The 10,556-nt window shown below is 59.0% G+C and carries 12 protein-coding genes and 2 pseudogenes; 7 read left to right on the forward strand and 7 right to left on the reverse strand.

What is annotated here, in order from left to right; all coding sequences use genetic code 11:
- From PDO_RS28205 to PDO_RS04470, 3 genes and pseudogenes are all read left to right on the forward strand, one after another.
- Positions 1-1,047, forward strand: a pseudogene (locus PDO_RS28205) (hypothetical protein); the annotation flags it as partial.
- A complete protein-coding gene (locus PDO_RS04465; protein ID WP_280113359.1) occupies positions 1,022-2,005 on the forward strand; it encodes an NAD(P)-dependent oxidoreductase in 984 nt (327 codons plus the stop codon). The pseudogene PDO_RS28205 and the gene PDO_RS04465, both read left to right, overlap by 26 nt.
- On the forward strand, positions 2,002-2,706 hold the full coding sequence (locus PDO_RS04470) for a DNA alkylation repair protein (RefSeq protein ID WP_007598378.1): 705 nt from the start codon (positions 2,002-2,004) through the stop codon (positions 2,704-2,706). The genes PDO_RS04465 and PDO_RS04470 overlap by 4 nt, the downstream gene beginning before the upstream one ends.
- Here PDO_RS04470 and PDO_RS04475 read toward each other — a convergent pair.
- The 3 genes from PDO_RS04475 to PDO_RS04485 are packed head-to-tail and all read right to left on the reverse strand — an operon-like array spanning position 2,703 to position 4,551.
- Positions 2,703-3,191, reverse strand: coding sequence for an Lrp/AsnC family transcriptional regulator (locus tag PDO_RS04475; RefSeq protein WP_007598379.1), 489 nt, complete (start codon positions 3,189-3,191; stop codon positions 2,703-2,705). The genes PDO_RS04470 and PDO_RS04475 overlap by 4 nt on opposite strands.
- Before the next feature lie 50 nt (positions 3,192-3,241).
- Entirely contained in the window at positions 3,242-3,886 is a 645-nt protein-coding gene (locus PDO_RS04480; protein ID WP_007598380.1) for a uracil-DNA glycosylase family protein, read from the reverse strand.
- Between the two features lie 38 nt (positions 3,887-3,924).
- Positions 3,925-4,551 (reverse strand): thermonuclease family protein, encoded by a 627-nt coding sequence (locus tag PDO_RS04485; protein WP_244426341.1) that lies wholly within the window; start codon positions 4,549-4,551, stop codon positions 3,925-3,927.
- 65 nt (positions 4,552-4,616) lie between these two features.
- On the opposite strand from PDO_RS04485, the gene PDO_RS04490 reads away from it, so the two are divergent.
- On the forward strand, positions 4,617-6,152 hold the full coding sequence (locus tag PDO_RS04490; RefSeq protein ID WP_007598382.1) for a sensor histidine kinase: 1,536 nt from the start codon (positions 4,617-4,619) through the stop codon (positions 6,150-6,152).
- On the opposite strand, the gene PDO_RS04495 is transcribed toward PDO_RS04490, so the two are convergent.
- Together PDO_RS04495 and cobT are read right to left on the reverse strand one after the other, a co-directional pair.
- Positions 6,153-6,578 (reverse strand): diacylglycerol kinase, encoded by a 426-nt coding sequence (locus PDO_RS04495; protein WP_007598383.1) that lies wholly within the window; start codon positions 6,576-6,578, stop codon positions 6,153-6,155.
- The gene (gene cobT, locus PDO_RS04500) at positions 6,571-7,593 is read right to left on the reverse strand and encodes a nicotinate-nucleotide--dimethylbenzimidazole phosphoribosyltransferase (RefSeq protein WP_007598384.1); all 1,023 of its coding nucleotides are present in this window, start codon (positions 7,591-7,593) and stop codon (positions 6,571-6,573) included. The genes PDO_RS04495 and cobT overlap by 8 nt, the downstream gene beginning before the upstream one ends.
- Positions 7,594-7,717: 124 nt before the next feature.
- On the opposite strand from cobT, the gene PDO_RS04505 reads away from it, so the two are divergent.
- The 3 genes from PDO_RS04505 to PDO_RS04515 are packed head-to-tail and all read left to right on the forward strand — an operon-like array spanning position 7,718 to position 9,458.
- Complete coding sequence (locus tag PDO_RS04505; protein ID WP_007598385.1) at positions 7,718-8,503, forward strand: adenosylcobinamide-GDP ribazoletransferase; 786 nt, start codon at positions 7,718-7,720, stop codon at positions 8,501-8,503.
- A gap of 35 nt (positions 8,504-8,538) precedes the next feature.
- Complete coding sequence (locus tag PDO_RS04510) at positions 8,539-8,760, forward strand: DUF1289 domain-containing protein (protein WP_007598386.1); 222 nt, start codon at positions 8,539-8,541, stop codon at positions 8,758-8,760.
- Entirely contained in the window at positions 8,757-9,458 is a 702-nt protein-coding gene (locus tag PDO_RS04515) for a TIGR02281 family clan AA aspartic protease (RefSeq protein WP_037072630.1), read from the forward strand. Before PDO_RS04510 ends, PDO_RS04515 begins: the two co-directional genes overlap by 4 nt.
- Positions 9,459-9,463: 5 nt before the next feature.
- On the opposite strand, the gene PDO_RS04520 is transcribed toward PDO_RS04515, so the two are convergent.
- Both PDO_RS04520 and PDO_RS04525 read right to left on the reverse strand, forming a co-directional pair.
- Positions 9,464-10,225 carry an ABC transporter permease gene (locus tag PDO_RS04520; protein ID WP_007598389.1) on the reverse strand — a complete coding sequence of 254 codons (762 nt, stop codon included), beginning with the start codon at positions 10,223-10,225 and terminating at the stop codon, positions 9,464-9,466.
- Positions 10,222-10,556 (reverse strand): annotated as a pseudogene (locus tag PDO_RS04525) (multidrug ABC transporter ATP-binding protein); the annotation flags it as partial. The gene PDO_RS04520 and the pseudogene PDO_RS04525, both read right to left, overlap by 4 nt.

Genomic DNA, 10,556 nt, shown 5'->3' on the forward strand with positions numbered 1-10,556 from the left:
ACGGTCCGGATTGCAGCAGAAAACACGGCGACGGTTGCGGCCTTCGCCTTCATCGGCGCCTATGTCGCTTCGCTCCGCTATCTGGTCAAGGCTCTCGCCGTCTTCGACCTGTCTGCTTACACATTCATCCGCCAGGCCGCGATGATCGTTGTCTCTGTCCTCGTCACGATCATCCTTTACCGAGCCTTGCCCAATCCACTTCTTGCAATTGCGGATTTCGCAAAACCTCCATCGAATAACACGCCGATCACGATTAATCCGGGCGTCCCTTTGATCTGGATCCTGCTGGCATTGTGTTTCGGCCTCTTGCCGGAAAGCGCAATACAATTTGCGTTGCTCAAATCGACCAGCGTGATCAACTGGATCAAGCAGACCGACGACCGTTTCAAGGAATGGACAAGGGTCATACCGCTCGATGCCATTGATGGCATAGACTATTTCACCCGGTTCCGATTGGAGGAATGCGGCATCTCCGAAGTCCAGTCACTCGCCACTTACAATCCGATCATGCTTCACATCGAAACACCTTATGGGATTTACCAGGCAATCGATTGGATAGCACAGGCTCAACTTTGCTGTGTTGTAGGACTGGACCGCTTCCTTCTGCTACGCCAGTTCAACGTCCGGACCATTTTTGATCTGGAACGCGCCTTGAAGCAGGATCGAAAACTAGCGACCGAGGAACAGCAAGCAATCGACAAGTTCGACCGGATTTATGCTGCTGTTCTCTTCGCGCCCAACAACCTGTTGCACGGCATTCAGATCACGAGCAATGCAAAATTCCTGATCCCTGGTGACGAAGCAGGACAGGTGCGGGAAGTGGATGCAGGAGAGTTCAGCCGTTGGGCGTTGTCATCGATTACGGGCACAGCGAAAGACGCCTCCCGCGCCATCGAACACCTGATGGACTGGATCGGTGATGATCTGCACGTTCGTCGCCTGCGGCGTCTATGGAACGAAATTTCCGGACGCCTCGGTCCCTTGTCTCTCACCTTGTTGAGCGATGACGATATCCGCAAAAATGCGGGCGCACCCGTCAAACAGTAAACTCCACCGATCGCCTTCCCCTCTCCATAACCTTGCGCTATGCCTTGTGCCGACATTTTCGCAGGCATTGAGTATCGGGAGCATGAGCATGGCAAAGGTCGCATTCATCGGTTTGGGCGTCATGGGATATCCGATGGCGGGGCATCTGAAAGCCAAGGGCGGCCATGATGTGACCGTCTACAACCGCACAACCGCCAAGGCAGAAGCCTGGGTGAAGCAGCACGGCGGCCGCCACGCGCTCACCCCGGCCGAAGCAGCCAAAGATGCGGATTTCGTGTTTACCTGTGTCGGCAATGACGACGATCTGCGCTCCGTCACCATCGGCGAAAACGGCGTTTTGTCCGGCATGAAACCCGGTGCAATCCTGGTCGACAACACCACGGCTTCCGCCGAAGTCGCACGTGAACTCGCCGCTGCAGCCGAGGTCAAGGGCTGCGGCTTCATCGACGCCCCTGTGTCCGGTGGTCAGGCAGGCGCCGAAAACGGCATGCTGACTGTGATGTGCGGCGGCGATGACAAGACATTCGAGCAGGCACGGCCGGTGATCGACGCCTTTGCCCGAATGGTCGGCCTGATGGGGCCAGCCGGTGCCGGCCAGTTGACCAAGATGGTCAACCAGATCTGCATTGCCGGCCTAGTCCAGGGTCTCGCAGAAGGGATTCATTTTGGCAAGAAAGCTGGCTTGGACATTGAAAAGGTTATCGAAGTCATCTCCAAAGGCGCCGCTGGCTCGTGGCAGATGGAAAACCGCCACAAGACCATGGCCGTCGGCAAATACGACTTCGGCTTTGCCGTCGACTGGATGCGCAAGGATCTCGATATCGTGCTGACGGAAGCCCGGAGCAACGGTGCAACCCTGCCCGTCACAGCACTGGTCGATCAGTTCTATGGCGAGGTGCAGAAACTCGGCGGCAAGCGCTGGGATACGTCGTCCCTGCTGGCGCGGCTGGAGAAATGACACCCGGGCCGCAGTCCACGACCAAAGATCTCATTGGGCATCTGAAAAGCCTGCGCGACGATCAGCAAGTCAGGACTATGGCCCGCTTCGCCATAGCCACGGAAACCGCACTCGGCATCTCAAACCCGGCCTTGCAGCAACTCGCCCGTCAGATCGGGCGGAACCATGCACGGGCACTGGAACTCTGGCACAGCGGTATGCGCGATGCGCGCATGCTGGCGATCTACACGGCAGACCCGAGCCAAATGACCAGATCCGATGTCGAATTCTGGGTCGCGGACTTCAATTCCTGGGAAATCGTCGATGCCGCCGCTGATCTGCTGACCGAGCTTTCCGGTTGGCAAGAACTTGTCGCGCATTTTGCACAGGACGATCGCGAGTTTGTCCGGCGAACCGCCTTTGCAATGATCGCCGGCGCTTGCGTCCACAACAAATCCGAGCCGGATGCCACCTTCCTCGGCTTCCTGCCGGTGATCGAGCGACACGCCAATGATCCGCGCAACTTCGTGCGAAAATCAGTGAACTGGGCATTGCGCAATATCGGCAAGCGCAATCAAGCCTGCCACGACCCTGCGCTCGCCTGCGCGGAACGACTGGCAGAAAGCGGCGACAAGACCGCGCGCTGGATTGGCAGGGACGCAGTCAAGGAGCTGACGAGCGAAAAGATTCTCGCCCGTCTTCGAAAAAGCTCGACAGTTTAGTCCTCGTTCGACTTGTTGTTGTCGAGCATCATGTAGTCGAGCGGCAGTTCGGTCGTGTACTTGATCTGCTCCATGGCAAAGGCAGAAGACACGTCGCGGATCTCGATTCTGGCAATCATGCGCTTATAGAAAGCGTCATACGCCGCAATATCGGGAACGACCACGCGCAACAGATAGTCGACATCGCCGCTCATGCGATAGAATTCGACCACTTCCGGAAACTCGGACACCACTTCCGAAAACCGCTTCAGCCATTCGATCGAATGACTCGACGTGCGGATCGAGACGAAAACCGTCACCTTGGTGTTGACCTTGGCCGGATCCAGCAGGGCCACGCGACGGCAGATCACGCCGTCTTCCTCCATCTTCTGGATGCGCCGCCAGCAGGGCGTCGTCGACAGTCCGACCTTCTTGGCGAGATCGGCGACAGCCAGGGTGGAATCTTCCTGGAGAATGCGAAGAATTTTGCGGTCGAGACGATCCATGACAGGCCCTGAAAAACTGATTTTCTCAGATATACCGGGATTCGATCAAATTAAGGAAAATTATTTCGATCTATCAACAGCGAAACCTCTCGCCGCAGCGCCGGCAGCACCTCCGCCTCGAACCACGGATGTTTCTTCAGCCAGCCGGTATTGCGCCAGCTGGGATGAGGCAAGGGCAGCACCCGTGGTCCAGGCACATTGCTGTAGAGAAAATCGCGCCAGTGCTCGACCGTCTCCGTCATGGTCTTTCGACGCCGGCTGCCGAGATGCCAGGTCTGGGCATATTGCCCGATCGCCAGGACGAGTTCGATCTGCGGCATCGCATCCATCGTCGCCTGGCGCCACTGCGGTGCACATTCGCGCCGGGGCGGCAGATCATGGCCCTGCGCATTATACCCGGGAAAGCAGAACCCCATCGGCACGATGGCAAACAGCGACCGGTCGTAGAAGGTCTCCCGATCGACGTCGAGCCATAGCCGCAGGCGATCTCCGGACGCATCGTTGAACGGAAGTCCGGTCTGTTGTACCCGAAGGCCGGGAGCTTGGCCCGCGATCAGGATCCGCGCGGTCTGCGATAGATACGCGACGGGCCGAGGTTCGTGCGGCAGTCGATTGATGTCGCCACCGGCCGGACAGTCACGACAGATCCGGCATTGGGCAATTGCACGCCCGAGGTCATCGGCCGGATCAACCATCGCTCGCTCCAGCCTGTCGGATCCTGGCTGCCATGCGGTCAATTCCTCCACCATGCACCAATGCGCTCGATTGCAAACGCCATGAACCCGTCATCTGGTTCCATCTCGTCCAATTGGCGGGCCCGGCGCCAATCCGACGGCTTTTCAAATGTCACGTTCCAAATTCCTCGCTGCCCTGCCCGAGCTTCGGCCTCCGCTGCCAGATAATCATCCTCGGCCACAACCAGCCCCCGACGCGCCAGTTCTTCTGCCAGATCTGTCCTCCCGCTCGCACAGCGAACCAGCAACCGCCGATACTTGTCCTGCCGTCCGCCTTCGCACACCCAGTCGGCGCGATCCAGCATCGCAGCCAAACCGTCGCGCGCCGACACGCCGCAATCATAGCTGCCTTGACCGCTTATGCATTGCTGGCCAAGCTCCGGCGCATCGATACCCAGAAGCCTAAGGCGGTTGCCATTTGATGAGAGCGTGTCGCCATCGACGACCTGAAACGGACCGCCGAGATCAATGGAAGCTTCCTGTTCGAGCTTCGCAATGATGAGCAGTGCCAGCGCCAGCATGCAGAGCCCGACGAGCGCATCCCGCAAACGCCTCCTCACCACCGCCACATTCCCTCCCATTTCAAAAACAAATCCTTTGCACATATGGCAAACAAATCCTTCCATGACAGGATCTTCTTAAGAAATGGCCGATAAGCTTGCCTTAGTCAGCGGTAGAAATCTTCCCAGTGATGAGTAACGGCGTACCCACATCCACCGACAAGAACATTGTCGACCTGACGCGCTCCCACCACAGCCGGGCAGCGGCGAAAGCCGTGCGCACAACCCGTGAGCGACTGCAGTCGGATCAAGGCGTCTCTCCCGCATTCGATGTCGAAATCCTCGGAATGCACCTTTCTGCGACCCTCCAGGGCGCGGCCGTTATGCCGGCCGTTCTGCTGCTCGTTGCGGGTTTTGGCACATATCTCAAATCAGAACCGCGTCTGTTCATCTGGGCGATCCTTGCGCTCAGCATTCATGCGCTCTGCATTCTCGTCGTCAAACGTGCCTCCAAGGCGGTCATCACACCGGAAAATCACAAACGCTGGCGACAGTTCCTGCTGGCGGGTCAGGTCGCCATGGGTTGCTCCTGGGCGGTATTTGCCACCCAGCAATGCACCACCTGCGGCGGCAGCGGCTTTGTGTTTTTCAAAGGGGCGGTCTTGCTGCTGGTCCTTTCGATCACGGCGATGGCCAACATGCTGCTTCGCCAGGCCGTCCTATTCGGTTTTTTTCCGACAGTTGCAGCACTGGCCTACATTTCTCTGACCGGCCGCCAGATGCTTGACCTCGGTCTGACGGCGGTGTTCACCACGGCCCTGATCTTCTTCATCTACATCACCAATCGCCTGCATCAGGCAAATTTGAAGCTGCTTTCCTTCCAGACCGAGAAAGACGACCTGATCGCCGAACTGGAAGTGGCAAAATCGCTGTCCGATGAGGCACGTCGCCGCGCCGAAGAGGCGAATATGGCAAAGTCGCGCTTCCTCGCATCGATGTCGCATGAACTGCGTACGCCGCTGAATGCGATCCTGGGGTTCTCGGAGGTAATGGCAACCGAAATCCTCGGCCCCCTGAACAACCCGCTCTACAAGGAATATGCCGGTGACATTCACCGTTCGGGCAAGCACCTGCTGGAACTGATCAACGAAATTCTCGACCTGTCGCGCATCGAAGCTGGCAAATATGAACTGAGCGAAGAGGTTGTCTCGCTTCTGGAACTCGCCGAAGACGGCATCGGCATGATCCAGCTCAGGGCGAAATCAAAGAATATCCGTATCGAGGAACAGTTCGAACAGAACCTGCCCTCCGTCTGGGCCGACGAAAAGGCCATGCGACAGGTCGTCCTGAACCTGCTGTCGAATGCGGTGAAATTCACCCCCCAGGGCGGCGAGATCATCGTCAAGGCCGGCTGGACGGCTGGCGGTGGCCAGTATGTCTCCATACGCGACAACGGTCCCGGCATTCCGGAAAACGAAATCCCCGTCGTACTCTCGGCCTTCGGCCAGGGCTCGATCGCGATCAAGAGCGCCGAGCAGGGCACCGGCCTCGGACTGCCGATCGTTCAGGCAATCCTCGCCAAGCATGGTGGGGAATTCAAGCTCAAGTCGAAACTGCGCGAAGGCACCGAAGTCATCGCCATTCTGCCATCGAGCCGCGTGCTGGAAAGCCTTCCCGCCGTCAGCGAGGCCAAGGCTGTCGAACCCCGCCGCCGTCAGTTCGCCTGATCAGAGATAACCGATCAGGCGCGAGCCGATAACGTAGCAGACCAGCAGCGCATTTGCGACGATCAGGCAGAAGACCGCAAACGATCCCAGATCCTTCGCATTGCGCCCGACTGTCGAGATTTCCGGCGAGATCCGATCGACAAGCTCCTCGATCGCCGTGTTCAACGCTTCCACGCAAAACATCAGCAACATCAGGATCAGGAAACCGAGATACTCAAGCGTGGTTGCGCCAACGAGTGCGAACAGGCCCATGCCAACGACCAGAGCCAGGAGTTCGTGCCGGAAGGCGGCTTCGCCGATCAGGCGGCGAAAACCTTGCGAGGAATACTGACCGGCAGCGAAGAGATGCGCTATGCCGGTCTTCTTCTGGATGACCTCGGCCGCAAGGGTTTCGGGGCTTGTCGCCGATTTCTTCTGCTTAGCCATGGGTCTTGTTGCTCACACCGGCCTGATCGAAGGTCGCCATGCCGGAATGGCAGGCGGCCGCAGCCTTGACGATGCCGGCGGCCAGTGCAGCACCAGTGCCCTCGCCCAGCCGCATGCCAAGCGCCAGGAGCGGCGTCTTGCCAAGCTGTTCTATGGCCTTCAGGTGGCCAGGCTCGCCTGAGACATGGCCGATCAGGCAATGGTCGAGCGCCGTCGGATTGGCAGCCTTCAGGATGGAAGCGGCAGCCGTCGCGACATAGCCGTCGATCAGAACCGGAATTTTCTCCATGCGCGCGGCAAGGATTGCACCCGCCATGGCCGCAATTTCACGGCCACCGAGACGGCGCATGACTTCAAGCGGATCGTTCAGATGCTCCTTGTGAAACGCGACGGCCTGCTTGACGGCTGCGATCTTGCGCTGCAGCACATCGCCTTCCGAACCCGTGCCCGGCCCGACCCAGTCTTCGGCCTCACCGCCATAGAGCGCCAGGTTGATGGCAGCCGCAATCGTTGTGTTGCCGATGCCCATTTCACCGATGCACAGCAGATCCGTGCCGCCGGCAATCGCTTCCATACCGAAGGCCATGGTTGCGGCGCAATCGCGCTCGGACAGCGCCGGCTCGCTGGTGATGTCACCTGTCGGATAGTCGAGTGCCAGATCAAAGATCTTCAGCCCCAGGTCATAGGTTACGCAGATCTGGTTGATCGCCGCACCGCCAGCCGCAAAGTTTTCGACCATCTGCTGGGTGACCGAAGGCGGAAATGGCGTGATGCCGTGTTTGGTGACACCATGATTGCCGGCGAAGATTGCGACCAGCGGACGGGTGACCGCTGGCGATCGGCCAGACCATGCGGCAAGCCACATCGCGATTTCTTCAAGTCGTCCCAGCGCTCCTGGCGGCTTGGTCAACTGACGGTCACGGTCACGCGCGGCAACCAGTGCCGCGGTGTTGGGTCCCGGCAGATCGCGCAACAGGGCGCGGAAATCGTCGAATGGCAGGCCGGTAACGTTCATGGGGCGAGCTTCCTTGTAATCTTCCAGCAAATCAGGCTTTGTGGCCTCTCTCATACTGGCCACAGGCACCCGTCTCAACTTAAAAAGCGGCAGATGCGGTCGCCATTTCACTGGACGACGATAAATGCTGGATTGGCGCGCCTACATCGATGAGACGGCAAGGGCAATTTCCTTTCTGAGCCGCCTGCCTGTTCCCGATCGTTTCTTCGCCGGCCATGACGGCTCCTTGTCAAAAACAGCAGCGGCATTCCCTGTCGCCGGCCTACTGATCGCCCTGCCCTCGGCCTGCGTTCTGGCGCTGTCTCTGACGCTCGGCGCCGGGTCCACCCTAGCGGCGTTGCTCACCATTACGGTGCATGTCGTGACCACCGGTGCGCTGCATGAGGATGGTTTATCGGATACCGCCGATGGCCTTGGCGGCGGCCATGATCGCGACAAAGCCCTGACGATCATGAAGGATAGCCGCATCGGCACCTATGGCGCCCTGGCCCTGATCCTGTCGATCGCATTGAGGACGACGGCGCTGGCGACGCTGTGCATCCCCGGCTCCATTGCCCCCGCTATCGCCGCGTGGCTTGCAGGCGCAAGCCTTAGTCGCGGACTGATGGTTTGGCACTGGTCCTCACTCCCAACAGCCCGGACCGATGGCGTCGCATCGCGTGCCGGTGCGCCGACCAAGCCCGTGGCCAATCTTGCGCTTGCACTGGGCGGTGCACTCGCCATCGCGCTCGGTTGGCTCGCATTGCCCCTTGCCGCGCTGCTGACCTCCCTGATTGCCTCTGGCATTCTCAGCTATGGCTTCACCGCTCATATTCGCCAGAGACTCGGTGGCCAAACCGGCGACACCATCGGCGCGTGCCAGCAATTTGCCGAGATCGGCTTTCTCGTCACTCTTGCCATCGCCCTTTAGGCAACCGATATAAAGGAACCGACTGGAAGGCCGCGATGGAATCACCCTGCATTCTGATCTGTTCGATCGACGACAAGACCGGCTATTGTTTCGGCTGCGGCCGCACGCGCGACGAAATCGGCGCCTGGATCGGCTATTCCGACGCGGAGCGCCGCAACATCATGGCAGCGCTTCCGGCACGGCTTGAGACGGTGGAACGAAAGCCCCGCCGCGAAACCCGCCGCACCCGCATGACACGTGAGCGCGAGACCGGCTGATGCGGCTGATCATTGTACTGGCCATTCTCGGATTTGGTCTCGCCGTGTTGGTTTTCAATCATGACGCTGGCCAGAGTTTCGGCATCAGCAACGATGATTTCGGCAGCCTCGTCGCGACCCTCCCGATCATGCTGATGTTGTCCGCTGGTATCGTCGCCAGCCGCCGTTCGCTTGGTCAGAGCGCCAGGCAACTGGCGATATGGGTACTGATCACCATGGTGCTGGTCACCGGCTATCTCTATCGCAATGATTTCAGTGCCGTTGGCGAACGGGTGCTGGCCGGCCTGATGCCCGGCAGGGCCGTCACCGTGACGACTGCAGACGGTTCGACCGAAGTCGTCCTGCACAAATCACTGGGCGGTCACTTTGAAACCACCATTGACGTCGGCCCTGTATCCGTACCGGTTCTGATCGACACGGGCGCCAGCTCGGTTGCCCTGCGCTTTGAAGATGCCGTGCGCATCGGCATCGACCCGGCAACGATCAATTTCACCCGCACGGTGATGACGGCCAATGGCCGCGCATCTGCAGCCCCTGTCCGCATCCCGGAAATCCGACTTGGACCGATCACCCGCACCAATGTCGAAGGCGTGGTTCTAGAGGAAGGCAGGCTCGACCAGAGCCTGCTCGGCATGAGCTTTCTCTCGACACTTGGATCGCTGCAGATGCAGACCGATGAATTGCGGCTCCGCGACTGAGGACGTCAGGGCCGCAGCTTGTAGCCCGTTTTGAAGATCCAGGCGAGAAATCCGAGGCAGAGCAGCAGGAACAAGCTGACCATGCCAAGGCTCAAAAGCGGATGCACATCCGAGACCTCGAAAAAGCTCCAGCGGAAGCCGCTCACCAGATAAAGCACCGGATTGAAATGGCTGACCGTCTGCCAGAACGGCGGCAGCATGTTCACCGAATAGAACGTGCCGCCGAGGAAGGTCAACGGCGGCACGACCAACATGGGAACAAGGCTCAACTGCTCGAAATTCTTCGCCCAGATGCCAATGATGAAGCCGGCAAGGCTAAACGTCACGGCGGTCAGCAGCATGAAGAACAGCATCAGCAGCGGATGAGCGATGGAAAGATCGACGAAGAAGGCCGCGGTTGCCAGAATGATCAGCGCAATCATCATGCCTTTGGTCGCCGCTGCCCCGACATAACCGATCAGGATTTCGCTCATCGCCACCGGCGCCGACAGGATCTCGTAAATGGTGCCGGTGAATTTCGGAAAATAGATCCCGCTCGATCCGTTCGAGATGCACTGGGTAATCAGCGTCAGCATGATCAGTCCAGGCGTGATGAAGCCACCATAGGGCACGCCGTCGACTTCCTGCATGCGCGAGCCGACCGCCGCGCCGAAGACGATAAAATAGAGTGCCGTGGACAGAACCGGCGAAATCACGCTCTGCAGCAGGGTCCGCCGGGTGCGCGCCATCTCGTAATAGTAGATGGATTTGATCGCCTCGATATTCATTCAGCTTCTCCGATCAGCGAGACGAAAATATCCTCAAGCGAGGTCTGGCGCGTCGAAAGGTCGTCGAAACCGATGCCCGCGGCGTCGACATCCTGCAGCAGGCGGGCAATCGCTCCGTGATTGCTGCCAAGCTCGTAGTCATAGATCAGCTGGTCGCCCGCTTCACTGAGATTAAGACTCCAGGAAGAGAGGCTTGCAGGAATTTCTTCAAGCCGCGAATGAAGCTGAATAGCCAGATGTTTTTTGCCGAGCTTGCGCATCAGCACATCCTTGTCCTCGACCAGCAACCGCTTTCCCCGGTTGATCACACCGATACGGTCGGCGATTTCCT

It is taken from the genome of Rhizobium sp. PDO1-076 (assembly GCF_000247475.1).
Classification (GTDB): Bacteria; Pseudomonadota; Alphaproteobacteria; order Rhizobiales; family Rhizobiaceae; genus Allorhizobium.

What these genes read in the sequence shown, in the direction of transcription:
- PDO_RS04520 (WP_007598389.1), bottom strand. Translation starts at nt 10,225, where the DNA reads ATGAATATCGAGGCGATCAAATCCATCTACTATTACGAGATGGCGCGC.
- cobT (WP_007598384.1), bottom strand. Translation starts at nt 7,593, where the DNA reads ATGAACGTTACCGGCCTGCCATTCGACGATTTCCGCGCCCTGTTGCGC.
- PDO_RS04505 (WP_007598385.1), top strand. Translation starts at nt 7,718, where the DNA reads ATGCTGGATTGGCGCGCCTACATCGATGAGACGGCAAGGGCAATTTCC.
- PDO_RS04470 (WP_007598378.1), top strand. Translation starts at nt 2,002, where the DNA reads ATGACACCCGGGCCGCAGTCCACGACCAAAGATCTCATTGGGCATCTG.
- PDO_RS04510 (WP_007598386.1), top strand. Translation starts at nt 8,539, where the DNA reads ATGGAATCACCCTGCATTCTGATCTGTTCGATCGACGACAAGACCGGC.
- PDO_RS04495 (WP_007598383.1), bottom strand. Translation starts at nt 6,578, where the DNA reads ATGGCTAAGCAGAAGAAATCGGCGACAAGCCCCGAAACCCTTGCGGCC.
- PDO_RS04475 (WP_007598379.1), bottom strand. Translation starts at nt 3,191, where the DNA reads ATGGATCGTCTCGACCGCAAAATTCTTCGCATTCTCCAGGAAGATTCC.
- PDO_RS04480 (WP_007598380.1), bottom strand. Translation starts at nt 3,886, where the DNA reads ATGGTTGATCCGGCCGATGACCTCGGGCGTGCAATTGCCCAATGCCGG.
- PDO_RS04465 (WP_280113359.1), top strand. Translation starts at nt 1,022, where the DNA reads ATGCGGGCGCACCCGTCAAACAGTAAACTCCACCGATCGCCTTCCCCT.
- PDO_RS04485 (WP_244426341.1), bottom strand. Translation starts at nt 4,551, where the DNA reads ATGGAAGGATTTGTTTGCCATATGTGCAAAGGATTTGTTTTTGAAATG.
- PDO_RS04490 (WP_007598382.1), top strand. Translation starts at nt 4,617, where the DNA reads ATGAGTAACGGCGTACCCACATCCACCGACAAGAACATTGTCGACCTG.